The 25,612-nt window shown below is 68.0% G+C and carries 22 protein-coding genes; 16 read left to right on the top strand and 6 right to left on the bottom strand.

Annotated features, from left to right (window positions below):
* Positions 1 to 10 precede the first annotated feature (10 nt).
* Together BLU62_RS07475 and BLU62_RS07470 are read right to left on the bottom strand one after the other, a co-directional pair.
* The gene (locus tag BLU62_RS07475) at positions 11 to 475 is read right to left on the bottom strand and encodes a hypothetical protein (protein ID WP_074848940.1); all 465 of its coding nucleotides are present in this window, start codon (positions 473 to 475) and stop codon (positions 11 to 13) included.
* A gap of 71 nt (positions 476 to 546) precedes the next feature.
* Positions 547 to 882, bottom strand: coding sequence for a hypothetical protein (locus BLU62_RS07470; RefSeq protein ID WP_139180023.1), 336 nt, complete (start codon positions 880 to 882; stop codon positions 547 to 549).
* Positions 883 to 1,003: 121 nt separating this feature from the next.
* On the opposite strand from BLU62_RS07470, the gene BLU62_RS07465 reads away from it, so the two are divergent.
* Positions 1,004 to 1,267 carry a phosphoribosyl-ATP diphosphatase gene (locus BLU62_RS07465; RefSeq protein ID WP_006437957.1) on the top strand — a complete coding sequence of 88 codons (264 nt, stop codon included), beginning with the start codon at positions 1,004 to 1,006 and terminating at the stop codon, positions 1,265 to 1,267.
* Between the two features lie 69 nt (positions 1,268 to 1,336).
* Entirely contained in the window at positions 1,337 to 2,182 is an 846-nt protein-coding gene (hisG, locus tag BLU62_RS07460; protein ID WP_074848938.1) for an ATP phosphoribosyltransferase, read from the top strand.
* Positions 2,183 to 2,287: 105 nt separating this feature from the next.
* Here the strand turns inward: hisG and BLU62_RS07455 are convergent, their stop codons facing one another.
* A complete protein-coding gene (locus BLU62_RS07455) occupies positions 2,288 to 3,148 on the bottom strand; it encodes a thioesterase family protein (RefSeq protein ID WP_074852753.1) in 861 nt (286 codons plus the stop codon).
* A gap of 49 nt (positions 3,149 to 3,197) precedes the next feature.
* Positions 3,198 to 4,079, bottom strand: a complete 882-nt coding sequence (locus BLU62_RS07450) for a RecB family exonuclease (RefSeq protein ID WP_074852752.1) — start codon at positions 4,077 to 4,079, stop codon at positions 3,198 to 3,200.
* 164 nt (positions 4,080 to 4,243) lie between these two features.
* Between BLU62_RS07450 and BLU62_RS07445 the strand changes: the two genes are divergently transcribed.
* The 3 genes from BLU62_RS07445 to BLU62_RS07435 all read left to right on the top strand — a co-directional run bounded on the left by BLU62_RS07445 (position 4,244) and on the right by BLU62_RS07435 (position 9,679).
* The gene (locus BLU62_RS07445) at positions 4,244 to 5,074 is read left to right on the top strand and encodes a tRNA (adenine-N1)-methyltransferase (RefSeq protein ID WP_074848937.1); all 831 of its coding nucleotides are present in this window, start codon (positions 4,244 to 4,246) and stop codon (positions 5,072 to 5,074) included.
* A gap of 183 nt (positions 5,075 to 5,257) precedes the next feature.
* The gene (gene arc / locus BLU62_RS07440; protein ID WP_074848936.1) at positions 5,258 to 7,045 is read left to right on the top strand and encodes a proteasome ATPase; all 1,788 of its coding nucleotides are present in this window, start codon (positions 5,258 to 5,260) and stop codon (positions 7,043 to 7,045) included.
* A gap of 114 nt (positions 7,046 to 7,159) precedes the next feature.
* The gene (locus BLU62_RS07435) at positions 7,160 to 9,679 is read left to right on the top strand and encodes an FHA domain-containing protein (protein WP_074848935.1); all 2,520 of its coding nucleotides are present in this window, start codon (positions 7,160 to 7,162) and stop codon (positions 9,677 to 9,679) included.
* A gap of 69 nt (positions 9,680 to 9,748) precedes the next feature.
* On the opposite strand, the gene glgP is transcribed toward BLU62_RS07435, so the two are convergent.
* Positions 9,749 to 12,295: an alpha-glucan family phosphorylase gene (gene glgP / locus BLU62_RS07430; RefSeq protein WP_074848934.1), complete on the bottom strand. Its 2,547-nt coding sequence runs from the start codon at positions 12,293 to 12,295 to the stop codon at positions 9,749 to 9,751.
* 81 nt (positions 12,296 to 12,376) lie between these two features.
* Here glgP and dop point away from each other — a divergent pair, with 81 nt between their 5' ends.
* From dop to BLU62_RS07375, 11 genes are all read left to right on the top strand, one after another.
* Positions 12,377 to 13,876, top strand: a complete 1,500-nt coding sequence (gene dop, locus BLU62_RS07425) for a depupylase/deamidase Dop (protein ID WP_074848933.1) — start codon at positions 12,377 to 12,379, stop codon at positions 13,874 to 13,876.
* Positions 13,877 to 14,069: 193 nt separating this feature from the next.
* The gene (locus BLU62_RS07420; RefSeq protein WP_004019064.1) at positions 14,070 to 14,261 is read left to right on the top strand and encodes a ubiquitin-like protein Pup; all 192 of its coding nucleotides are present in this window, start codon (positions 14,070 to 14,072) and stop codon (positions 14,259 to 14,261) included.
* The gene (gene prcB / locus BLU62_RS07415) at positions 14,258 to 15,154 is read left to right on the top strand and encodes a proteasome subunit beta (RefSeq protein ID WP_074848932.1); all 897 of its coding nucleotides are present in this window, start codon (positions 14,258 to 14,260) and stop codon (positions 15,152 to 15,154) included. Before BLU62_RS07420 ends, prcB begins: the two co-directional genes overlap by 4 nt.
* Positions 15,151 to 15,945, top strand: coding sequence for a proteasome subunit alpha (gene prcA / locus BLU62_RS07410; RefSeq protein ID WP_074848931.1), 795 nt, complete (start codon positions 15,151 to 15,153; stop codon positions 15,943 to 15,945). Before prcB ends, prcA begins: the two co-directional genes overlap by 4 nt.
* Before the next feature lie 72 nt (positions 15,946 to 16,017).
* Positions 16,018 to 17,376, top strand: coding sequence for a Pup--protein ligase (gene pafA, locus BLU62_RS07405; RefSeq protein ID WP_099047836.1), 1,359 nt, complete (start codon positions 16,018 to 16,020; stop codon positions 17,374 to 17,376).
* A gap of 45 nt (positions 17,377 to 17,421) precedes the next feature.
* Positions 17,422 to 18,414: a helix-turn-helix transcriptional regulator gene (locus tag BLU62_RS07400; protein WP_074848929.1), complete on the top strand. Its 993-nt coding sequence runs from the start codon at positions 17,422 to 17,424 to the stop codon at positions 18,412 to 18,414.
* Positions 18,414 to 19,385 (top strand): helix-turn-helix transcriptional regulator, encoded by a 972-nt coding sequence (locus BLU62_RS07395; protein WP_074848928.1) that lies wholly within the window; start codon positions 18,414 to 18,416, stop codon positions 19,383 to 19,385. Before BLU62_RS07400 ends, BLU62_RS07395 begins: the two co-directional genes overlap by 1 nt.
* A gap of 72 nt (positions 19,386 to 19,457) precedes the next feature.
* Positions 19,458 to 19,718, top strand: a complete 261-nt coding sequence (gene tatA / locus BLU62_RS07390; RefSeq protein WP_074848927.1) for a Sec-independent protein translocase subunit TatA — start codon at positions 19,458 to 19,460, stop codon at positions 19,716 to 19,718.
* Positions 19,719 to 19,738: 20 nt separating this feature from the next.
* Positions 19,739 to 20,713 (top strand): twin-arginine translocase subunit TatC, encoded by a 975-nt coding sequence (gene tatC, locus BLU62_RS07385; RefSeq protein ID WP_074848926.1) that lies wholly within the window; start codon positions 19,739 to 19,741, stop codon positions 20,711 to 20,713.
* Complete coding sequence (locus BLU62_RS07380) at positions 20,710 to 23,532, top strand: DEAD/DEAH box helicase (RefSeq protein ID WP_074848925.1); 2,823 nt, start codon at positions 20,710 to 20,712, stop codon at positions 23,530 to 23,532. Before tatC ends, BLU62_RS07380 begins: the two co-directional genes overlap by 4 nt.
* Positions 23,533 to 23,714: 182 nt before the next feature.
* Positions 23,715 to 24,572: a DUF4333 domain-containing protein gene (locus tag BLU62_RS07375; protein WP_074848924.1), complete on the top strand. Its 858-nt coding sequence runs from the start codon at positions 23,715 to 23,717 to the stop codon at positions 24,570 to 24,572.
* Positions 24,573 to 24,639: 67 nt separating this feature from the next.
* Here the strand turns inward: BLU62_RS07375 and BLU62_RS07370 are convergent, their stop codons facing one another.
* A complete protein-coding gene (locus BLU62_RS07370; protein ID WP_074852751.1) occupies positions 24,640 to 25,587 on the bottom strand; it encodes a 5'-3' exonuclease in 948 nt (315 codons plus the stop codon).
* Between the last annotated feature and the right edge of the window lie 25 nt (positions 25,588 to 25,612).

The following is a 25,612-nucleotide window of genomic DNA, read 5'->3' as shown; positions in this document are numbered from 1 at the left end:
GCAAGCGTTCCTAGTTCAGCGCAGCGGCCCCGTTGGTGTCGGCTTCACCCAACGACGTCGCGAGTGCCTGAAGCCGGACCGTCTCGCTGATCGCCGTGTTCGCACGCTCGGTCTGCATCGTGTCGATCTGGTTCGAAACGGTGGAGTCCTCGGCGGCGGCGCCGGCCAACAATCTCATGAGCTCGTAGTCGTAGGTGTCCTTGACCTCCCAAGTCTCGGAGACGGAGAACCCGTCGGTCACGAGGCCGTCGCCATCGGAGGTCAACGTCGAGGCGAGGTTGCCGATCGTCCTACCGGTTGACTCGAGCGTGGTACGTAATCCGTCGACTGCACTCGCGGCCTGGCTCACCTGGCCCCCCTGCCTTTCGGCGGCGCCGACTGCGGCACCCCGCGAGTGGCCACTCCAGGCGAGATTGTCAACGGTCAGCGGGATGGACTTCGCCAACCCGAAGAGCTTGTCGGCGATGGCCGTCAAGACCGATTCCTGGTTATTCAGGTCGTAAGCTGATTTCCACTGTCGTGCCTGCGTTCGTGTGGGCACTGCCATCAGGGCTGCCAATCCGGCGGAAGCTGGTTGAGCGGACTGACCGACGTGATCGCGGCAACCCCGGCTTCGTCCGCCCCGACGAACAGGTGCGCGGCACCACTGATCGATGCACCAAGGTTTTTCAAATGTCCACTGATGGTCTGCCGCATTTCCAGCATCTGCTCGTCGACGTCGGCGAGCGCGGCCTGGACTTTCGATCCAGGGACACACGCTGCGGCGGTTGCTCCGAGGGTTGGTAGCGACAGCGCGGCGAAGTTTGTCCCGTCCTCCGTAAAGGTCTGTCCGGTGTCGATGAGGTCGGCAGGTTCGACCTTCACTTCGTCTCTCGGTGCCATTCTCGGTTCCCCCCCGTGATCCCGTGGTGTGGCGCAGTCAAGACTAACCCAGCTCGAGTTCCGATGGCCGTATCAATACCCAGCGGATTGGGGTGTGCCGCTCACGTGCAAAAATGTCGGGGTGAAGACCTTCGAGGAGCTGTTCGCCGAACTGAGCGACAAGGCTGAGAACCGCCCCGAGGGGTCGGGCACGGTCGCCGCGCTCGACTCGGGTGTGCACACCCTGGGCAAGAAGATCATCGAGGAAGCCGGCGAGGTGTGGCTCGCCGCCGAACACGAGTCCGACGAATCGCTGGGTGAGGAGATCTCCCAGCTCGTCTACTGGTTGCAGGTGATGATGATCAAGCGGGGCCTGAAGCTCGAGGACGTGTACCGACATCTGTGACCGGAAGCCCCGGTCATCAGACATCACACCTCCAGCTCAGCCGAGCGCAACCACGTAAAGGACATCGAGATGCTGCGAGTGGCCGTACCCAACAAGGGTGCGCTCTCCGAATCCGCGTCGGCCATCCTCACCGAGGCGGGCTACCGCAAACGAAGTGACTCCAAGGACCTGACGGTTCTCGACAACGCCAACGACGTCGAGTTCTTCTTCCTGCGTCCCAAGGACATCGCCATCTACGTCGGGTCGGGACGCCTCGACCTCGGCATCACCGGCCGCGACCTCGCCGGCGACTCGGGGGCCAAGGTCCACGAGCAGCTCGCGATGGGCTTCGGGTCGTCGACCTTCCGCTACGCGGCCCCTGCCGACCAGGAGTGGAACGTCGCCGACCTCGCCGGCAAGCGGGTCGCCACGTCGTACCCGAACCTGGTGCGCGACGACCTCGCCGGCCGCGGCATCACCGCGGACATCATCCGGCTCGACGGCGCCGTCGAGATCTCCATCCAGCTCGGTGTGGCCGACGCGATCGCCGACGTCGTCGGATCGGGTCGCACCCTGCGCCAGCACGGGTTGGCCGCTTTCGGTGAGTCGCTGTGCGACTCCGAGGCCGTGCTGATCTCCCGGCGCGACGCCGAACTCAGCAAGGCCGAGAAGCAGTTCATCGCGCGCGTCCAGGGCGTCGTGTTCGGACAGCAGTACGTGATGATCGACTACGACTGCCCGAAGTCGCTCCTCGACAAGGCGACGGCGATCACCCCGGGCCTCGAGTCCCCGACGGTGGCGCCGATGGCCGATCCCGACTGGGTCGCCGTCCGCGCGATGGTCCCGCGCAAGGACCACCAGAACCTGATGGACGAGCTCTCCGAACTCGGTGCGAAGGCCATCCTGGCCACCGACATCCGTTCCTGCCGGTTCTAGCGCTCTTCGAGACGGCCTCCTCAGGGAGCGGAAAAACCCACCCTTTATGGACAGAATCACCACCTCGGAAGGTGGTGATTCTGTCCATCTGTGGTGGGTTTGCGATTAGCCGACCGCGTTGAGCAGCACCGTCTGCGCCGACCGGCCGATGTATCCGGACGTGTCGTAGAGGTCTGCGAGCGTTGCGCCGAAGCCGTCCGGTCCGGCGACCATGTGGGCGTCGATGCCGACCCACGGTCCGCCCGGGATGCGGGTCAGGTGCACGGTGGTGTCGGTGTTCATCCACGACCAGCGGTCCGGACGCAGCCGCGTACCCACGCCGTTGGCGACGTCGATGACGATGAACATCGCCTCGAGGTCCGAGGTCTTCTCACCCTCGACCAGCGGGAGAGCCGCACGCAGCCACACCGCCGGGGTCTGGCCGTAGCGGCCCTCGGTCCGCGCCGACTCGACGGTTCCGATGAACCCGAGCGTTCCCCAGTCCACCGCCTCGCCGCTGTCGTCGGGGAACCCGATCTGACTCGGGAGTTCGTCGGGCAGCGGGGTCAGGGGGGCGGGACCGTTGGCGATCGCGCTGGTGTCCGCGCCGCGAATGCGCCAGCCCACCGACTTCGCTGCGGTGCGGAACGACCCGTCGGGCTGCTGCACCTCGAGTTCGGTCTCGACCAGGCTGATCTGTCGGCCGGGCCGGGTCACCCGCGCGTGAATCCGGTTGACGCCCAACCCGATCGGGCCGAGGATCTCGGTGGTCACCCGGGTGAAGTGCTGGGTCGGGTCCGGATCGCAACGCAACAGCGAGCGCATCATCAATGCCGACGGCGGGCCGCCGTGCTGCATGGTCGGCGACCAGACGCTGAGGGTGGCGTCGGTCGGCTTGAAGTATTCATGACGCGCCGACGAGTCATCGGCCGGACTGGTGCCGTCCGACGTCGGGGCGTCGACGGGTACGTAGTACGAGCTCTCCACGAAGACCAGCCTATGTGTGTCGACATAGTCGATCATCTCGGGGCGGGGTTCAGGCCTTGAACCCCGGCGGCGGACCCGGGTAGGGCGGGATCTCACCGCCGAACTCCGGGCACCGCGACTGGTGTTCGCAGAACCGGCACAGACGCGACTTCTTCGGCCGGAAGTCCCCCGAGGCGACGGCGGTGCGGATGGCCTGCCAGATCGCGCGCAGCGTCCGCTCGAAGCGGAGGAGTTCGTCGTGGTCGGGGTTGTAGATCAACTGCTGACCGTCGGACAGGTACATCAGTTGCAGCCGCGCCGGGACGACGCCGCGGGTCCGCAGGATCGCGAGGGCGTAGAACTTCATCTGGAACAGGGCCTTGGCCTCGTAGGCCTCGCCGGGGGAACGGCCGGTCTTGTAGTCGACGACCCGGATCTCGCCGGTCGGCGCGACGTCGATGCGGTCGATGAACCCGCGCATCAGCATGTCGTCGGCCTCGATCTCGACGTGCTCCTCCACGGCGTCGGCGTCGAAGGCGGTGGGGTTCTCCATCGTGTAGTACGTCGCGATGAGCTTGTGCGCGCCGGCGATGAACGCCTCCTGGCCACCCTCGCCGATCACCCGCGCGAGCTCGGGGTCCTCCTCGCACAACGCTGCCCAGGCCCCTTCGACCAGCAGATTCGCGGAATCCTGGGTGCGGAGTTCGGCGGGCATGTCGAAGAGATTCTCGAGCGCTGCGTGGACGACGGTGCCCCGCGTCTGCGCCGCGGTGGGCGTTTCCGGGAACCGGTCGATCGCGCGGAACCGGTAGAGCAGCGGGCACTGTTTGAAGTCGGCGGCCCGCGACGGCGACAACGCGAGGGGGCGACGGACGAGACCGCGGGCACCGTCGGACGGTGGCGGCTCCGGCGATCGGGTGGCGCTGGTGGAGGGGTCTCCGGTGCCGGTCATCGTGCTCACATCTCGCAGGGTAGGCCGCACCCCCGACACAGCGCGCGTCCGACACCCGATGCCGGTCGGGTATCGTCCTCACGGCCCACCGGACTCCCGACCACCACCGATCCGCCCCGCGCGGAGGCGTCGGGCCCGGCCCGTTTCACGAGAGGAAGCACCCAGTGCCCACCACCGGACCGTTCGCCGTCGGCGACCGGGTTCAACTGACCGATGCCAAGGGCCGAAAGTTCACGGTGCTCCTCGAAGAGGGCAAGCAGTTCCACACCCACCGCGGCGCCATCTCGCACGACGACCTCATCGGCTCGCCCGAGGGCAGCGTCGTCTCGGCCACCAGCGGGACCCAGTACCTCGCACTGCGGCCCCTCCTCGTCGACTATGTGCTCTCGATGCCGCGCGGTGCGCAGGTCATCTACCCCAAGGACGCCGCCCAGATCGTTCTCGAAGGCGACATCTTCCCGGGCGCCCGCGTCCTGGAGGCCGGGGCCGGTTCGGGTGCGCTGACATGCTCGCTGCTGCGGGCCGTCGGCGCCGGCGGTGAGCTGGTCTCCTACGAGATCCGCGACGACCACGCCGAGCACGCCATCCGCAACGTCGAGACCTTCTTCGGCGGCCGCCCGGACAACTGGAACATCGTCGTCGACGACCTCGCCAATGTGGGACAGGACGAGCGCTTCGACCGCATCATCCTCGACATGCTCGCGCCCTGGGAGCCCCTCGACGTCGTGCGGACCATATTGAAACCAGGCGGAGTCCTGACCATCTACGTGGCCACCGTCACGCAGCTGTCGCGGGTCATCGAGGCCCTGCGCGAGCAGGAGTGCTGGACCGAACCGCGTGCCTGGGAGACCCTGCTGCGCGAGTGGTCGGCGGTGGGCCTGGCCGTGCGTCCCGAGCACAAAATGCAAGGCCACACCGCGTTTCTGATCACCGCCCGCAGGCTGGCCGACGGCACCACCACGTTGCGTCCGCAGCGTCGTCCGACGAAGGGCTGAGTTCCGCTCGTCCCGACCGGTGGTCAACATCGCGATTACGTTGCGAAGGCGCACATTTAACACACCGTCAACACCCACGATCGCGGGGTGAAGGGCGATTCTGCGTCCGTCCCGGTAGCGTAGGGATACGGCGCGAGCATTCCGATCGAGGGATCGGGTGATTGCCGGGGAGAGGAGTCAGCAATGACCGAATCTGACCGCCATGACGCCACCGGGGACCGTGCGGTCCCCGAGAGCGTGAGTGCACCCGATGAGGGCTTCACCCCTGCCTATACCCCGCCTCTCGCGCGGAGTGGTTCCGAACGTCCTTCGTTCGGGCGGCAGGCAGACAACACAGACCTCCAGGAACGCGTCGACAGCCTGACAGCGCGCAACGCGAAGCTGCTCGACACGCTCAAAGAAGCGCGCCAGCAACTCGTCGCCTTGCGCGAAGAGGTGGACCGTCTGGGTCAGCCACCCAGCGGCTACGGAGTTCTGCTCGAGGTGTACCCCGACGCGACGGTGGACGTGTTCACCTCCGGTCGCAAGATGCGGCTCACCTGCTCGCCCAACATCGACACCGAAACCCTCACCAAGGGTCAGACGCTGCGTCTCAACGAGGCCCTGACCATCGTCGAGGCCTGCGAATTCGACACGGTCGGCGAGATCAGCACTCTGCGCGAGGTCCTCGGGGACGGCAGGCGGGCGCTGGTCGTCGGTCATGCCGACGAGGAGCGCGTCGTGTGGCTGGCCGAGCCGTTGCTGGGCGAGGTCGACGCCGAGGACGGCAAGCGCCGCAAGCTCCGTCCGGGCGACTCGCTGCTCATCGACACCAAGGCCGGGTTCGCGTTCGAGCGGGTCCCCAAGGCCGAGGTCGAGGACCTGGTCCTCGAGGAGGTGCCCGATGTCGGCTACGAGGACATCGGCGGTCTGGGCCGGCAGATCGAGCAGATCCGCGACGCCGTGGAGCTGCCGTTCCTGCACAAGGACCTGTTCCGCGACTACCAGCTGCGTCCGCCGAAGGGCGTGCTGCTCTACGGTCCGCCCGGTTGCGGTAAGACCCTGATCGCCAAGGCCGTCGCCAACTCGCTGGCGAAGAAGATCGCGATGGCCCGTGGCGACGACGCCAAGGAGGCGAAGTCCTACTTCCTGAACATCAAGGGTCCCGAGCTGCTCAACAAGTTCGTCGGTGAGACCGAGCGTCACATCCGGCTGATCTTCCAGCGCGCCCGGGAGAAGGCGTCCGAGGGCACGCCGGTGATCGTGTTCTTCGACGAGATGGACTCGATCTTCCGTACCCGCGGCTCGGGCGTCTCGTCCGACGTCGAGACGACGGTCGTCCCGCAGCTCCTCAGCGAGATCGACGGTGTGGAAGGCCTCGAGAACGTCATCGTGATCGGTGCGTCGAACCGCGAGGACATGATCGACCCCGCGATCCTGCGACCCGGACGCCTGGACGTGAAGATCAAGATCGAGCGTCCCGACGCCGAGTCGGCGATCGACATCTTCTCGAAGTACCTCACCGAGCAACTGCCGATCCACGCCGACGACATCGGCGAGTTCGGCGGGGATCGCACGGCATGCATCAAGGCGATGATCGAGAAGGTCGTCGAGCGTATGTACGCCGAGAGCGAGGACAACCGGTTCCTGGAGGTCACCTACGCCAACGGCGACAAGGAGATCATGTACTTCAAGGACTTCAACTCGGGCGCGATGATCCAGAACGTCGTCGACCGTGCGAAGAAGTACGCGATCAAGTCGCAGCTCGACTCCGGTACCCCGGGTCTGCGGGTGCAGCATCTCTTCGATTCGATCCTCGACGAGTTCGCGGAGAACGAAGACCTGCCCAACACCACCAACCCGGACGACTGGGCGCGCATCTCGGGCAAGAAGGGCGAGCGGATCGTCTACATCCGGACCCTGGTCACCGGCAAGTCCTCCGGGGCGAGCCGCGCCATCGACACCGAGACGAACACCGGGCAGTACCTGTAACACGACACGTGTCCGACAGACGGCCGACCCCCTCGGGGGTCGGCCGTCTGCTCGACAGAACGGCGTGAAAACCGTCGTCAAGCACTAAAGTTGGCGGCGATGAACAGTACATCGATGGCGCGTGGCCGTGTGATCGTCGACGGTGGGGCACCTCATCCGTTGGGCGAGTCCCCGCGTATCACCCTGGGCCGAGAACCCGACAACGACATCGTGATCAATCACCCGATGGTGTCGCGTCGGCATCTCGCCATCGAATGGCGCGGCGTGGCGTGGTACCTCGTCGACATCGGCAGCACCAACGGCTTCTTCGTCGCCGGACGACGCATGTCCGAGCTCATGGTCGCCGGACCGACCCAGGTCCGACTCGGGGACGTGAGCACCGGTCCGGTTGTCGACCTGGTGGTCGACCCGGCCGCGTACCCACCGCCGGCCAGCGGTCGGATGCCGTCCGCGCCCGGCCGGCCCGGTGCCTTCCCGTCGGGGCCGCGATCGGCGGGCTTCGCCGCCCCCGGTCATCCCGGACCGAACATGCCGCCCTCGGGTCGTGTGCCCTCGCGACCGCCGAGCGGTCCGTCGCGACCCGGTGCGCCGGAACCGATGCCTGCCGAGTTGCGCAACGCGCCGCATCTACAGGCCCTGCAGCAGAACGTGTCCGCTGTCTACCGGCTTCCGGGCGCGCCGACTCCGCCCGAGCGCGAATCGATCTCGCTGCGCGGCGTGCAGCGCATCGGCCGTACTCCGGACAACGACATCGTCGTCAGCGACGTCCTCGCCTCGCGCCACCACGCGCAGGTGTCGAGCCGCGGTGGCGTCCTGGTCATCGAGGACCTCAACAGCGTCAACGGCACCTTCGTCAACGGCCGGCGGGTCAGCAACGCGCCCCTGTCCGACGGCGATGTCGTCACGATCGGCAACAGTGACTTCGTGGTGTCGGGCGGCACCCTCATGCGCGGCCAGGAGAGCGCGGCCGTCGCCGACGGTCTCCACGTGCACGGGGTCAGCCTCGTCGTCGACGGCGGCAAGCGGCTCCTCGCCGACGTCGACTTCAGCGCCAGCCCCGGCACACTCACCGCGGTGATCGGCCCGTCCGGCGCCGGCAAGTCGACCGTGTCGAAGATCGCCGCGGGCCTGAACTCGCCGACCAGCGGCCTCGTCACCTTCGAGAGTCGCAACGTCCACGCCGAGTACGACGCGCTCCGCACCCGAATCGGCATGGTCCCGCAGAAGGACGTGCTCCACCACAAGCTCACGCTGCGGCAGGCCCTGCGCTACGCGGCCGAGCTGCGACTGCCGCCCGACCTGTCGAAGGAGGACCGCGATCAGGTCATCGACGGCGTGCTGAGCGAACTGCAGCTGACCGAGCACGTCGACACCCGCGTCGAGAAGCTCTCCGGCGGCCAGCAGAAGCGTGCATCGGTGGCGATGGAGCTCCTCACCGGTCCGTCGCTGCTGATCCTCGACGAGCCGACGTCGGGCCTCGACCCCGCCCTCGACCGCCAGGTGATGGCGACGTTACGACGCCTCGCGGACGCCGGACGTGTGGTGCTCGTCGTCACGCACTCGCTCACATACCTGTCCATGTGCGACCAGGTGTTGTTGCTCGCCCCGGGCGGCAAGACGTCGTTCTGCGGTGCGCCCGCCCTGGTCGAGGGTGAGATGGGGACCTCCGACTGGGCGGAGATCTTCGCCTACGTCGCCGACCAGCCGGACACCGCGCACATGCGCTACCTCGAACGGCATCGGCGCGCACCGAATCCGCCGCCCCCGCAGCGTCCTCCCGGACCTCCGATACCGGTACCGCACACCAGCTTCACGCGGCAGGCGTCGACGATCGCCCGACGGCAGGTGCGGCTGATCTTCGCCGACATCGGCTATCTGGTGTTCCTTGTGTTGTTGCCGGTGGTCCTCGGTCTGCTGACGCTGGTGATACCCGGGTCCAGCGGATTCTCCCGGCTCGAGGTGATCCCCAATGCGCCGCCACCCAAGGACGGTGCGGAGGCGATCCAGATCCTGGTGGTGCTCGTCGTCGGTGCGGCATTCATGGGTGCGGCACTGACGGTCCGCGACCTCGTCGGTGAACGTGACATCTTCGAGCGGGAGAGAGCCGTCGGATTGCGCCCGGGCGCATACCTGTTCGCGAAGATCGTCGTGTTCTTCATCGCCGCGATCCTGCAGACGATCATCATGGTCGGCATCACATTCGCCGGCCGCGGCCTACCCGAGTTCGGCGGACCGATCCTGCCGCCGACGCTGGCACTGGTGGTCGCCATCGCGGTTCTGGCCTGTGTGAGTACGCTCGTGGGACTGGCCATCTCGTCCGCGGTCAAGTCCAACGAGCAGGTGATGCCGCCGCTGGTCATCGTGGTGATGGTGCAGCTGGTCTTCTGCGGCGGTCTGTTCAAGTTGGACGGAGCCGGTCTGCAGCAACTGTCGTGGATCTTCCCGTCGTTCTGGGGATATGTCACGGCCGCCGGCAGCGTCGACCTGTACAACATCAACGTTGCCGCACCCCAGCGGATCACGTTGTGGGAGACGTCGCTCGCCCACAGTGCCATCGCCTACGCGGTGCTCGCGTTCATCAGCATCCTGCTGCTGGCGTTCACCTACTCACGGTTGCGCCTGAAGAAGCGCTGACGCACCCCATCCGAAAGTGCGGTCTGGGTATCGGTTTCCGGCACTCTGACCGCACTCTGCGGCGAACTCCTATCCGGCCGTGACCGGATACCGCACGAGCCCCAACTCCGCGTCGTGCGAGAGCTGTTCGTGCCGGGGGAGTACCCGCACCGTGTAGCCGAGATGACCCGACGCCGGCGGTGTCGCCAGAACCGAGAAGACCACGCGGCCCGACGCGTCGCGGTCGGCCGCTGGAACCATGTCGGTGATCGCGGGTTCGACGAGGTCGCCGTCGTCGGTCACGCGGCCCAGCACGAGTTGCACGCGGAGACTCTCGGGGCCGATCTCGCCGACCGCCACGTGGGCGGACACGCGTAGTCCGTCGTCGACGCTCTCCTCGTCCACGCCCGCGATGACGACCGAGCCCCAACCCGCTTCCAGCTCACGGCGATACACCGCGAGGTCGCGTGCACCGGCATGGTCGTCGGCGCACGCGGCGACGTAGGCGACCGCGGCCGGACAGTACAGCTCGGTGGTGTAGTCCCGCACCATGCGGGACGCGAGAACCTGCGGTCCCAGGCGGGTGAGCGTGTGGCGCATCTTCTCCACCCACCGCGACGGCAGGCCGTTCTGATCTCGCTGGTAGAACAGCGGGATCACCGTGTCCTCGAGGAGCGAGTAGAGCGCCTCCGCCTCGAGGTCGTCGCGGCGGTTCTCGTCGTCGACACCCTCGGCCGACGGAATGGCCCAGCCGTTGTCCTCGTCGGCCATCTCGTCCCACCAGCCGTCGAGGATGGACAGGTTGAGCCCGCCGTTGAGCGCCGACTTCATGCCCGACGTCCCGCACGCCTCCATCGGCCGCACCGGGTTGTTGAGCCACACGTCGCAGCCGGCATAGATGTACCGGGCCATCGAGATGTCGTAGTCGGGCAGGAACACGATGCGGTCGCGCAGTTGCGGATCCTCGGTGAATCGCACCACCTGCTGGATGAGCGACTTGCCGCCGTTGTCGGCCGGATGCGCCTTGCCCGCGATCACCAGCTGCACCGGCCGGTCGGGGTCGGTGAGGATGCGCCGCATCCGTTCCGGGTCGCGCAGCATCAGGGTGAGCCGCTTGTACGTGGCCGCGCGGCGGGCGAAGCCGATGGTCAGCACCCCGGGATCGAAGAGATCCGCGGCCCAGGTGAGCTCGGCGTCGGTGAAGCCGCGTTCGCGTCCGCTGGCATGGGCGCGTCGCCGGACCTCGTCGACGAGTTCGGCCCGGAGCGCCTCGTGCGTGGACCAGATGGTCTCCGCGGGGAGTCCGGCGTAGACCTCCGGAGCCGAATCCTCGTCTCCGGCGGCGAAATCGCGCCACACCCGCGACACCCAGGTGGGTCCGTGGACGCCGTTGGTGATCGCGCCGATCGGCACATCCGCGGCGTCGAATCCGGGCCACAGGTCGGCGAACATCTCCCGGCTCACCTCGCCGTGCAGCTGCGAGACGCCGTTGCTGCGCTGACCGAGCCGAAAACCCATGTGCGCCATGTTGAACACGCCCGGGTCGGATTCGTCGCCGAGTTCGGTGATCGTCGACGCGGGCAGACCGGGCAGCAGGCGCGAGGTCCCGGCGTCGTCGGCGTCGAGGTAGCGGCTCACCAGATCGGTGGGGAAGCGGTCGATCCCGGCCGGCACCGGGGTGTGCGTGGTGAAAATGTTCGACGCCCGGACGACGGCCTCCGCGGTGTCGAAGTCGAGGCCGGCGGCCACGTATTCACGGATCCGTTCCACGCCCAGGAATCCGGCGTGTCCCTCGTTCATGTGGAAGACGGTGGGCTCGTCGCGGCCGGTGGCCCGCACATAGGCGCGCAGCGCGCGCACACCGCCGATGCCGAGCAGGATCTCCTGCAGGATCCGGTGCTCCTGGTCGCCGCCGTACAACCGGTCGGTGACGCCGCGGAGCTCGTCGTCGGTGTTGGCGGCGATGTCGGAGTCCAGGAGCAACAACGGGATTCGGCCGATGCTCGCCACCCAGACCTGTGCGAACAGGGTGCGTCCGCCGGGCATCGCGATCTCGATGACGACGGGTGAGTCGCCATCGGTGAGGAGCGTCAGAGGTAGGTCGCGCGGGTCGTTGACCGGGTAGCGCTCCACCTGCCAGCCGTCGTGGTCGAGGCCCTGGCGGAAGTAGCCGGACCGGTAGAACAGCCCGACGCCGATCAGGGGGAGACCGAGATCGGAGGCGGCTTTCAGGTGGTCGCCGGCCAGGATGCCGAGTCCGCCGGAGTAGATGGGGAGCACCTCGGAGACACCGAACTCCATCGAGAAGTAGGCGATGCCCGGCGGCACCGGATGCGTCTCGGCATACCCGCCGAACCACTGCGGTGCGGCGAGGTACTCCTCGAGGTCCACGTGGGCCGCCGAGACCCGGGCGCGGAAGGCCTCGTCGGCGGCCAGCTCGGTCAGCCGCGCCGGGTCCACGTCGGCGAGTACCCGCAGCGGGTCGCCCGTCGCCTCCCACCGCTCGGCGTCGATCGTCGCGAACAACTCCTGGGTCGGCGGATTCCACACCCAGCGCAGATTGTGCGACAGGGGACCGAGGGCGGCGAGTTCGGTGGGCAGCGGCACCCGAACGGTGAACCGGCGGAAAGCTTTCACGGCGACGACGGTACTGGTGCCGGGCCCACCCTGCGAGCGGGACGCTGCGAGCGACTCGGCCGCACCCTCTACCCTCGAAGCATGCAGCGAATCATCGGTACCGAGGTCGAGTACGGAATCTCCGCTCCCGGCGACCCGACCGCGAATCCGATCATGACCTCCACCCAGGCAGTTCTCGCCTACGCGGCGGCCGCCGGCGTGCCGCGGGCCAAGCGCACACGCTGGGACTACGAGGTCGAGTCCCCACTCCGGGACGCCCGCGGATTCGACCTCGGCCGCGGCTCCGGACCGGCCCCGATCATCGACGCCGACGAGATCGGCGCCGCCAACATGATCCTCACCAACGGGGCCCGGCTCTACGTCGACCACGCCCACCCCGAGTACTCCGCGCCCGAGGTCACCGATCCGCTCGACGCGGTGATCTGGGACAAGGCGGGCGAACGTGTCATGGAGGCCGCCGCACGCCACGTGGCCAGTGTGCCGGGCGCCCCCAAGCTGCAGCTCTACAAGAACAACATCGACGGCAAGGGCGCCTCCTACGGCACCCACGAGAACTACCTGATGCCCCGCGAGACCCCGTTCACCGCGGTCATCGCCGGCCTCACGACGTTCTTCGCCTCCCGTCAGGTGATCACCGGGTCGGGTCGCGTCGGCATCGGCCAGTCCGGCGACGAGTCGGGCTACCAGCTGTCCCAGCGCGCCGACTACATCGAGGTCGAGGTCGGCCTCGAGACCACCCTCAAGCGCGGCATCATCAACACCCGGGACGAGCCGCACGCCGACCCCGAGCGCTACCGCCGGCTGCACGTCATCATCGGCGACGCCAACCTGGCCGAGACCGCGACCTACCTCAAGGTCGGGACCACCGCGCTGGTCCTCGACCTCATCGAGGCGGGGGTCGATTTCTCCGACATCGAACTCGCCCGGCCGGTCCAGGCCGTGCACACCATCAGCCACGACCCGACGCTGACCGCGACCGTCGCGCTCACCGACGGCCGTGAGCTCACCGCGCTCGCCCTGCAGCGCGAGTACCTGGAACGCTGCATGAAGTTCCACGAGCAGGAGCACTCCGACGACGAGCGCGCCAAGCACGTCCTCGAGACCTGGGCGGACGTACTCGACCGACTCGAACGCGATCCGATGGAGTGCGCCGACATCCTCGACTGGCCGGCCAAGCTGCGGATCCTGGAGGGTTTCCGCCAGCGTGAGGGCCTGTCGTGGTCCGCGCCGCGCCTGCACCTCATCGACCTGCAGTACTCCGACGTCCGTCTCGACAAGGGGCTCTACAACCGCCTCGTCGCGCGTGGCTCGATGAAGCGCCTCGTCGACGAGAACGACGTCCTCGCCGCGATCCACGAACCGCCGCGCAACACCCGCGCCTACTTCCGCGGGGAGTGCCTGCGGCGTTTCGGCGCCGATGTCGCCGCGGCCAGCTGGGATTCGGTCATCTTCGACCTCGGCGGGGACTCCCTCGTCCGCATCCCGACCCTGGAGCCGCTGCGTGGCACCCAGGCCCACGTGGGCAAGCTCCTCGATTCGGTGAACTCCGCCGCCGAATTGGTCGATCAGCTGACGACCTGACACGCGGCGGCATGTGCTTTGTTCCGCCCCAGTTGTCGCCGCCACAGGTAGTGTGGGACCACACGATTCCGAGGCCGCTTCACCAGGGATCACCGCCCGGCGGAAGCCGGTGAGATCCCAGGGGTCGAAAGACCCGATGGTGGTCGGTCGCGGGTAGCCCGACAAGGGGCGATCGGTTTCAAGGAGGCAGCAGATGGCGCAGGAACAGACCAAGCGTGGTGGCGGCGGCGACGATGAGGGCGTTGGCCCCGATTCCGGTGCCGGACAGGAACGTCGCGAGAAGCTGGCCGAGGACACCGACGACCTGCTCGACGAGATCGATGACGTGCTCGAGGAGAACGCCGAGGACTTCGTGCGTGCCTACGTGCAGAAGGGCGGCCAGTGAGCGACAGGTTCGGATCACTGCCCCCGCTCTCACAACTCCGTACCGGTTCCGCTGCGCCCAGATCCTCTCTGAGCGCCGACATCTCGTCGTTCACCGAGTTTCTCCGGATGCACGCACCCGAGCAGCTTCCGCAGGCTCAGGTTGATCGCGTGGGTTCGTTCGCCGGGGGCGCCGACGGCGCCGGAGACATCCCGCACGGCACGACGATCGTCGCCGTGTCGTACGCCGGTGGCGTCGTGCTCGCCGGCGACCGCCGGGCCACGATGGGCAACCTGATCGCGACGCGAGACGTCAAGAAGGTCTACATCACCGACGAGTACTCGGCAGCCGGCATCGCCGGCACCGCGGGTATCGCGATCGAGATGGTGCGGCTGTTCACCGTCGAGCTCGAGCACTACGAGAAGATCGAGGGCGTCCCGCTCACGCTCGACGGCAAGGTCAGCCGGCTGGCGAGCATGGTCCGCGGCAACCTCGGTGCGGCCCTGCAGGGTCTCGCCGCGATCCCGCTGCTCGTCGGGTACGACATCGATCACGACGACCCGACCGAACGCGGCCGGATCTTCAGCTTCGACGTCGCGGGTGATCGTCACGAGGAGTTCGGCGGATACACGGCCATCGGTTCCGGATCGGTGTTCGCGAAGTCGTCGCTGAAGAAGCTCTACCGCTCGGACCTGACCGCCGCCGACGCACTGGCCATCGCGGTCGAGTCGCTCTACGACGCCGCCGACGACGACTCGGCGACCGGCGGACCGGACCTGGTGCGCAAGATCTTCCCGATGGCCGCGGTCGTCGACGCCCAAGGTGCGCGGGAGGTGGACGCGGCCGAGATCGAGAGTGCGGCGCGGGCCGTAGTCGAACGCCGTGCCGCCGAGCACGAGGGAGGTGCCCGATGACCTTCCCGTATTACGCCAGTGCCGAGCAGATCATGCGCGATCGCTCGGAGCTCGCGCGCAAGGGCATCGCACGGGGTCGGTCCGTGGTGATCCTGACCTACGCCGACGGTGTGCTGTTCGTCGCGGAGAACCCGTCGAACACACTGCGGAAGACCAGCGAGATCTACGACCGCATCGGTTTCGCCGCGGTGGGCAAGTACAACGAGTTCGAGAGCCTTCGCAAGGCGGGTATCCAGCTCGCCGACATGCGCGGCTACAGCTACGACCGCGCGGATGTGTCCGGGCTGTCGCTTGCGAACACCTACGCGAACGCGTTGGGCAGCGTCTTCACCGAGCAGGCCAAGCCGTTCGAGGTGGAGCTGTGTGTGGCCGAGGTGGCCCGTCCGGGCAAGTCGAAACCGTCTCAGCTGTACCGCATCTCCTACGACGGGTCGATCGCCGACGAGACGCGGTTCCTGGTGATGGGCGGCGCGACCGAACCCATCGCGGCGGCTCTCAAGGAGAGCTATGCGCCCGACATGGCGCTCGCCGAGGCGATCGGGGTCGCGGTCAAGGCGCTCGCGACCCCGGCCGACTCCGGCAACGGCACCCCGTCGACTCCGCGGGAGCTGACCGCGGGCGACCTGGAGGTCGCGATCCTCGACCGCAACCGGCCGCGGCGGGCGTTCAAGCGCCTGACCCCGGCCACGGTCGAGGAGCTCCTGCCCGCCACACCCACGGCCGACACGGCGCAGGACGCCGCATCGGATGACACCACCGCCGACGGGGACACTTCCGACGGATCGAATTGAGACGCGGGGACGCGCGGTCGACCTGGCTCTTCTGCCCGGTCGACCGCGGGTCTCGCGAGTAGGGTTGGTCAAGTGCAGCGACGAATCATGGGCATCGAGACCGAGTTCGGTGTCACGTGTACTTTCCACGGCCATCGGCGGCTGAGTCCCGACGAGGTCGCCCGGTACCTGTTCCGTCGCGTCGTGTCGTGGGGCCGTTCGTCGAACGTCTTCCTGCAGAACGGCGCACGCCTGTACCTCGACGTCGGATCGCATCCCGAGTACGCGACCGCCGAGTGCGACAGCCTGATCCAGCTGATCAACCACGACCGCGCCGGCGAACTGGTCCTCGAGGACCTGCTCGTCGACGCCGAGCAGCGTCTCGCCGACGAGGGCATCGGCGGCGACATCTACCTGTTCAAGAACAACACCGACTCCGCGGGCAACTCCTATGGCTGCCATGAGAACTACCTCGTGGTGCGGGCGGGCGAGTTCTCCCGGATCTCCGACGTGCTCCTGCCGTTCCTGGTGACCCGGCAGCTGATCTGCGGCGCCGGCAAGGTCCTGCAGACCCCGAAGGCCGCGACCTTCTGCCTGTCGCAGCGTGCCGAGCACATCTGGGAGGGCGTCTCCTCGGCGACCACCCGGTCGCGCCCGATCATCAACACGCGCGACGAGCCGCACGCCGACGCCGAGAAGTACCGGCGCCTGCACGTCATCGTCGGCGACTCGAACATGTCCGAGATGACGACGATGCTCAAGGTCGGCTCGGCGGCACTGGTGCTCGAGATGATCGAGGCCGGCGTGGCGTTCCGCGATTTCGCCCTGGACAACCCGATCCGCGCGATCCGCGAGGTGAGCCACGATCCCACCGGCCGGCGACCCGTTCGCCTCGCCGGCGGACGTCAGGCCAGCGCCCTCGACATCCAGCGCGAGTACCACGCGCGTGCCGTCGAACACCTCACCAACCGCCGACCCGATCCCGAGATGGACATGGTCGTCGACCTGTGGGGCCGCATGCTCGACGCCGTCGAGGCCGACGACTTCGCCAAGGTCGACACCGAGATCGACTGGGTCATCAAGCGCAAGCTCTTCCAGCGGTATCAGGACAAGTACTCGATGGAGCTGTCGGATCCGAAGATCGCCCAGCTCGACCTCGCCTTCCACGACATCAAGCGCGGACGCGGCGTGTTCGACGTCCTCATGCGCAAGGGGCTCGTGGCCCGGGCGACCACCGACGAGGCGATCAAGACTGCCGTCAACGAGCCGCCGCAGACCACCCGCGCCAAACTGCGCGGTGACTTCATCTCGGCGGCGCAGAAGGCCGGCCGCGACTTCACCGTCGACTGGGTGCACCTGAAGCTCAACGACCAGGCCCAGCGCACCGTGTTGTGCAAGGACCCGTTCCGCAGCGTCGACGAGCGGGTCGACCGGCTGATCGCATCCATGTGAGCGTGCCTCCGCACGCGCCGAACGGCCACGATCTAACCTGACGCAGTGGCCACTCCCAAAGTCGAGCGACTGCTCAATCTGGTGATCTGTCTGCTGTGGACGCGCCAGTACGTCACCGCGGACTACATTCGACGCAACGTCGCCGGTTATCAGGACGGCGACAAGTCCGACGAGGCGTTCAACCGGATGTTCGAGCGCGACAAGAACGAACTGCGCGACCTCGGCATCCCGCTGGTCACCGGACGTTCGCCGATGGCCGCCGGTGCTGAGGGCTATCGCATCGACCGCGACACCTATGAGCTGCCCGACGTCTCCCTTGATTCCGACGAGGCCGCCGCGATCGCGATGGCCGCCGCGCTCTGGGACACCCCCGAGGTGTCCACGCTGTCGCAGACCGCGATCCTCAAACTCCGCGCGGCGGGCCTCGACGTGCGCTCCGAGGACGACCTCGGCATCACCGCGGGCGGCTCGACGCGATCGATGGGTTCCGAGCAGGTCATCGCCGGCTTGCTGGCCGCGATCCAGGCCAAACGGGCCGTCGAGTTCACGCACCGGTCGTCGGCGACGGCGACCCCGGCGTCGCGTCGGGTGGAGCCGTGGGGTGTCGTGTCGCATCGGGGGCGCTGGTACGTCGTCGGACACGATCTCGATCGCGCCGCCACCCGTACTTTCCGGCTGTCGAGGATCTCATCGGTGGCGCCGGTCGGACCCACCGATGCCGTCGTCGTGCCCGCCGGCACCGACCTTCAGCAGATCGTGTCCGCGGCGGTCGACTCCGCGGCAGGCACCGACGGTCGTAGCGCCCGCATCTGGGTGGCCGCCGACCGCGCCGCCGGACTCCGCCGGGCCGCGACGACCACCGAACCGGGTGACCTCGACGGCGAGCCGGGCGACGTGCTGACCCTCGACATCCACTCGCTGTCGGCGGTGGCGCGGATGGTGCTGGGCGTGGGCCGCGATGCGGTCGTCCTCGATCCGCCGGAACTGCGTGACCTCGTCATCGCCGGCCTGGACCGACTGGTGGGGGTGAGCGTCTGATGGCCGGTGCACAACCCTCGCGCCTCAACCGGTTGCTCGCGATGGTCCCGTATTTCCAGGCCCGACGCGGCATCTCGATCGAGCAGGCGGCGCGTGAACTCGGGGTCACGCAGGCGCAGCTCACCAAGGATCTCGAGCTGCTGTTCGTGTGCGGTCTCCCGGGTTATTTCCCCGACGACCTGATCGAGCTCGAGTTCAGCGAGGGCTTCGTGAACGTCGGGTTCACCGCGGGTATGGACCGTCCGTTGCGTCTCACCACCGTCGAGGCCAGCACCCTGCTCGTGGCACTGCGCGCCCTCGTGGAGACTCCCGGTGTCGTCGATGTCACCGCCGCCCGGCGTGCGATCGCCAAGATCGAGGAGGCGGTCGGCGCGACCGCAGTGCCGGGTCTGTCCGGCGCGGGCACGGAGGCCGGGGCGTCGGCGGGGGAGAACCCGACCTTCACGACCGTCCGCGAAGCCGTGCGCCGAGGCCGTGCGCTGCGCCTGGACTACTACTCGGCGAGCCGGGACAGCGTCTCCGACCGCGTCGTCGACCCGATCCGGCTGCAGGTGATGGACCAGCACACCTACCTCGAGGCCTGGTGCCGCATGGCCGAGGGGGTGCGGCTGTTCCGCTTCGACCGCATCGACACCGCCGACGAGCTCGACGAACCGAGCACGCCGCCGGCCGAGGCCGAGTCGTCGTCGCAGTCCGTACTAGTCCCCGAGAACCCGGATCTGCCCGCGGTCGGACTCGAGATCGACCCCGATCACCTGTGGATTCTCGACTACTACCCGGTCGAACCGCTCACGTCTGTCGCCGACCGCGACCCGCAGGAGCCGGTCCGGGCCCGCATGGTCTACGGCTCGCCCGAGTGGCTCACCCGGTTCCTGCTCGGTTTCGGCGGAGCGGTCCGCGTCGTCGACGATCGGAAGGTCGCGGCGGCGGTCGTCGAATCGGCGGCGAGGGCTCGCGAACGCTACCGCTGACGCGAACCCACCGCTCCCGGACAACTCGGGTAGCATTGGACACGGTCTGGATCCGATCTGAAGGGTGATCTCATGGGCTTCACATCGTGGTGGCACTGGGCGATTGTCGCCATCGTGCTGCTGATCCTGTTCGGCTCGAAGAAGCTGCCGGATGCCGCCCGGGGTCTCGGACAGTCGCTGCGCATCTTCAAGAGCGAGGTCAAGGAGATGCAGAAGGACGACAAGGCAGACGAGACGGCGGCCTCCACCGACGCGCCGCAGCGTGAACTTCCGCCGGCCGACAACGCCACGCCGAACACGTCGTCGAACGCCGACACCAAGAAGTCGGCTTAGGGGCGCGTCGGAGCATCCGAGTGCGCATCCCCTTCGACCCCCGACACCGCAAACGCAAACTCAACCCCGACGGCACCATGTCGTTGGTCGAGCATCTCTATGAGTTGCGTACCCGCATGGTCATCTCGCTGCTGGCGATCGTGGCCACCACGATCCTCGGGTTCATCTGGTACAGCCATGGCTTCCTCGGCATCCCGTCCCTCGGCGACATGTTGCGCGGCCCGTACTGTGATCTGCCTCCGTCGGCCCGGGCCACGCTGACCGCCGACGACTCCTGCCGTCTGCTCGCGACCGGTCCGTTCGACCAGTTCATGCTGCGGCTCAAGGTCGGGCTCACGGCCGGTGTCGTGCTGGCGTGCCCGGTGTGGATCTACCAGATCTGGCAGTTCATCACCCCCGGCCTGCACCAGAACGAACGCCGCTACGGCATCGCCTTCGTCACGATCGCGACGACGCTCTTCGTGTCCGGCGCGGTTCTGGCCTACCTGGTCGTCGCCAAGGCCTTCGACTTCCTGTTGACCGTCGGCAACGAGGTCCAGGTCACCGCGCTCGCCGGCGACCAGTACTTCGGCTTCATGATCAACGTGCTGGTCATCTTCGGTGTCAGCTTCGAGTTGCCCCTGCTGATCATCGCGCTCAATCTCGTCGGGGTCCTGACCTACGATCGGCTCAAGAAGTGGCGGCGCGGCCTGATCTTCGCGGTCTTCGTCTTCGCCGCCATCGTCACCCCGGGCCAGGATCCGTTCACCATGCTGGCCCTGGCCTGCGCACTGACGGTGCTGCTGGAGTTCTCCATCCAGTTCGCGCGCATCGCCGACAAGCGTCGCGGCAAGCGGGCACCGAGCTGGGCCGGACTCTCCGACGACGAGGCGAGCCCGCTGCCGCCGACCCGCCCGGTCTCGGCGCCCTCGCCGGTGGCGACCTCGGCCGCCGGCACATCGAACGCCACCCGGACCTCGACGCGGGCACACGAGACATTCGACGACGTCCTGTGAGCCAGCTCGACGCGTTCACGTCGCGGCTGGACTTCGGGCTCGACCCCTTTCAGCGCCGTGCCTGTGAGGCACTGGAGGCCGGACACGGTGTCCTGGTGTGCGCACCGACCGGCGCCGGAAAGACCATCGTCGGCGAATTCGCGGTCCATCTGGCGCTTGCGGGTGGCACGAAGTGCTTCTACACGACGCCGATCAAGGCGCTGAGCAACCAGAAGTACGCCGACCTCGCCGCCGTGCACGGCCACGAGTCGGTGGGTCTGCTCACCGGCGACAGCTCGATCAACCCCGACGCGCCGATCGTCGTGATGACGACCGAGGTCGTGCGGAACATGATCTACGCGGAATCGTGTGCGCTCGACGGCCTGTCCCACGTGGTCATGGACGAGGTGCACTTCCTGGCCGACCGTTTCCGCGGAGCGGTCTGGGAAGAGGTGATCCTGCACCTCGAACCGTCCGTGCGGGTGGTGAGCCTGTCCGCGACCGTCAGCAACGCCGAGGAGTTCGGCGATTGGATTCAGACGGTTCGCGGTGACACCTCGGTGATCGTCGACGAGCACCGGCCGGTCCCGTTGTCCCAGCACATGCTCGTCGGCCAGCGGATGTTCGACCTCTTCGACCCCGCGGACCGCGATCCGGAGGACCGCAAGGGATCGCGTCCCCGGGTGAATCCCGAACTCAAAAGGCACATCCGCCACCGCATCCTGCTGGCCGAGGACGAACGTGGTTCGTCGCGGGGTCGCGGAGGCCGCGGCGGCGGGGGAGCGCCGCGCCGGCGCGACGGTCGCGGTCCGCTGCTCTCACGCCCCAATCTCGTCGCGCGTCTCGACCGTGAGGGGCTGCTGCCGGCAATCGGGTTCATCTTCTCCCGGGCGGGATGCGACGCGGCCCTCGCACAGTGTCTGCGGTCGGGTATCGCGCTGCTGACACCCGAGGAGGTCGCCGAGGTCGACGCCGTCGTCGACCGGCGCCTCACCGAACTCTCACCCAGCGACGCCGACGTGCTGGGAGTGCAGGAATGGCGCGAAGGTCTTCGACGCGGCCTCGCGTCGCATCACGCGGGCATGCTCCCGACGTTCCGGCACGCCGTCGAGGAGCTGTTCGTCCGCGGACTCGTGCGCATGGTGTTCGCCACGGAGACACTGGCACTCGGGATCAACATGCCGGCCCGGTCGGTCGTTCTCGAGCGGCTCGTCAAATACAACGGGGAATCGCACGTCGACCTCACCCCCGGCGAGTTCACCCAGCTGACCGGGCGAGCCGGACGCCGCGGCATCGACGTCGAGGGCCATGCCGTCGTGGTGTGGACACCCGAGGTCGTGCCCGAGGAGGTCGCCGGACTGGCGGGTGCCCGCACGTTCCCGCTGCGCAGCTCCTTCTCGCCGGAGTACAACATGGCGGTCAACCTGCTCGGCCGTCTCGGACTCGACGGGGCTCGCGAACTACTGCACCGGTCGTTCGCCCAGTTCCAGGCCGACCGCTCGGTGGTCGGCCAGGCCCGGAAGCTCCACGAATCCCAGCGGGCACTGCGCAAACTCGACGGCGAACTGGCGCGGGCGGCGGAAGCACGTGGTCTGGAACCGGGTGGCGTGGATGCCACCGGTGACACCGCCGACGCCGAGCCCTACGCCGGTTTCCTCGGCTATGTCACCCTCCGGGAGGACATCCGGCGTCGCGAGCGAGATTTGAAGTACCGCAAGCGGATTCACACCGAGGATGCGATAGTCGGCGATCTCGCCGCACTCAAACGCGGCCATGTCATCGGCGTACCGGTAGGGCGCCACCGCGGTCTCGCGGTGATCGTCGAGCCGGCCACGCAAGCAGCGGACCCCAAGCCGCTCGTGGTCACCGAAGACGCCTGGTGCGGCCGGATCGGGTTGCGCGACTTCGTCAACCCGCCGGAGGTCCTCGGCAACATGCGGCTGCCGAAGAACGTCGACCGTCGGACCGGACGCGGACGCCGCGACCTCGCGTCGGCGTTGCGCTCCACCGGGATCGAGATGCCCCGCGGACGATCGAAGAAGCGTGCCGACGCCGCCGACGACACCGAGCTGGCGCAGATGCGCCGGACCCTCCGCGCCCATCCCGCACACCAGATCCCGAACGGCGACGAGCTGTTCCGTCTCGCCGAGAAGCGCAACCGTCTGCTCCGCGACATCGTCAACGCCGAACGCAGCATCGGCGAGCGGACCTCGACACTCGGTGTCACCTTCGATCACATCGTCGGTGTCCTCAGCGAGCTGGGGTACCTCGAACGCGTCCGCGAGGCCTCCGAGTCGACCGGCCACACCATGCGGGTGACCGAATCGGGCAAGGTGCTGGCCCGCATCTACAGCGAGAGCGATCTCGTGGTCACCGAGTGCATCCGCGCCGGCGTGTGGGACGACCTGTCACCCGCCGACCTGGCCGCGGTCGTCGCGGCACTCGTCTACGAGAGCCGCCGTGACAGCTACGGCGGGGTCGATGCCCTGCCGGGCAGCACCTCGCTGCGCACGGCGATGGCCGCGACCGTCGAGATCTGGTCGAGGGTGACCGAAGCCGAGTCGCGCCACCGGGTCAGCCCCACGCGGGAACCGGACACCGGTTTCTCGCTCGCGGTCGCGACGTGGGCGTCCGGCCGCACGCTGAGCGAAGCCCTGCTCCTCGCGGGCGAACGCGGCCAGCTGCTCTCGCCGGGCGACTTCGTCCGATGGAATCGCCAGGTCATCGATCTCCTCGAACAGATCCGGCTCTGCGTCGGCACCGACACCCGACTCGGCGGCACCGCACGGTCCGCGGTCAAGGCGATCCGGCGTGGCGTGGTGGCCGCCGAACTCGGCTGAGCCCGTCGTTTCACCAGACGACGCACCGCGGAGCCCCTGCGCACGGTTGACTGATAGACGTCAACGCCTGAGGTAACGTTCATCCCGCATTCGGTGTCGGGGTGGGATGCTCCGGCGCTGCTGCGTGACGTCACAGTTCGCCGACACCTCGTCGAGGTGGGTGGCCGAGTGGGAGGGGACTCATGACCGACCCGTACAACCCGAATTCGTCCCAACCGCAGCAGGGTCAGCCGAACACGGGCCCCGGCCAGCCGGGTGACAAGACCGAGGTCGTGAACACGGGCGGCTCGCAGCAGGGCGGTTCGCAGGCGGATCCGACCACGATGGCACCGAACCCGGGCTACGGTCAGCCCCCACAGGATCCCTATCAGGCGAATCCGTACCAGCAGAACCCCTACCAGCAGGCGCCCGGCTATGGGCCCGCAGGACAGACGCCGGCGCAGCCGCCCCAGAACCAGCCGACGCAGGTCGGGTATCCGGGGGCCCAGCCGGGCCAGTACGGCCAGCCGGGCGGCCAGCCCGGTTACGGCGCCCCGGGGCAGTACGGCCAGCAGCCCTACGGCCAGCCCGACGCCGGGCAGTACGGTGGCGGCCAGTACGGCGCCCCGGGCCAGTACGGTCAGCTGCCCTACGGTCAGCCGCAGCAGCCCCCCGGCGCCTACGGACAGAACCAGTTCGGCGGGCCCGACCAGTTCAGCGGCATGGCCGCGCCGAAGTCGAACAAGACGCTCCGGACGCTGCTGTTCGCGGGCGGTGGTGCGCTGATCGTGATCGCCGCGATCGTCCTCATCACCGCATTCGTCGCCCCGGGCTGGGCTCCGAAGAACCTCGACCAGCAGGCGGCCCAGGACGGCGTGCAGAAGATCCTGACCGAGGACTACCAGGCCAGCGATGTCAGCAACGTGAAGTGCCCGTCCGGTCAGCGCGTCAAGGAGGGCTCGTCGTTCACCTGCTCGGTGACCGTCGGCGGACAGGACCAGCAGGTCACCGTCACCTTCATCGACAACGACGGACGCTACGAGGTCTCGCGTCCCAGCTGACTTTCTGCTGGTCGAGTAGGTCCGAGGCGCCAGCCGAGGACCGTATCGAGGCCACCATCGGTGCAGCTCACCAGCCGAGCGCCTTCGCCAGTCGGCCCACGGACGCGCCGATGCCCAGCTCTTCGACGAGCGCGGCGAGCGCCTCGGGGTCGGCGGGCGCCGACGGCAGCAGGTCGGGCCCGCTGTCGATGGTCTCGGCGTCGGTGCGCACCGAGACCACGGTGCGTGCCGCCTCGAGGTAGTCGGCGGATGCGATCAGCGCCTTCCGCGCACGTGTCGGAACGCTCGAGGACGAATCCCGCGCGGCCGCCTCGAGCGCATCCAGGTTGCCGAACTCGCTGATCAGTTTCGCTGCGGTCTTGTCACCGATGCCCGGCACCCCGGGGAGCCCGTCGGACGGGTCGCCGCGCAGCATCGACATCTCTGCGTAGCCGATGCCGGCGCGATCAGCGGGCACACCGTACTTCTCGCCGACCTCGACCGGGCCCATCATCTCGGCCTTCGCCAGACCGCGCCCCACGTAGAGGACCCGCACCGGCACCGGGTCGTCGGAGACCACCTGCAGCAGGTCGCGGTCGCCGCTGACGACGATCACCGGGTCCTGCGCCTCCGCCCAGGCCAGCGTTCCGATGACGTCGTCGGCCTCGCAGCCGACCGCGCCGGAGGTCGCGATCCCCGCGGCGGCAAGGACATCCATGATCATGTCGACCTGCGGGGTGAGGGTGTCGGGTACTTCTTCGACGTCGACGGTCCCCGTTCCGGTGGCGTCGGGTGCGCCGTCCTCGACCGCAACCCGATGAGCCTTGTAGGTCGGTATGAGGGCGGTGCGGAATTCGGGACGCCAGTCGAGGTCGAGGCACACGACGAGGCGGCTCGGATGTTCGCGCGTCACGAGATTGGCGATCGTGTCGATGAATCCCCGTACCGCGTTGACCGGTCGCCCGTCCGGGCTGGTCATCTTCTCGGGGAGGGCGTAGAACGACCGGAACCACAGGCTCGCACCGTCGAGCAGCATCAACGAATCCGTCACCCCCACACTC

It is taken from the genome of Gordonia westfalica (assembly GCF_900105725.1).
Classification (GTDB): domain Bacteria; phylum Actinomycetota; class Actinomycetes; order Mycobacteriales; family Mycobacteriaceae; genus Gordonia; species Gordonia westfalica.
The sequence above is the reverse complement of the archived record's forward strand: the minus strand, read 5'-3'. Positions and strand labels throughout refer to the sequence as shown.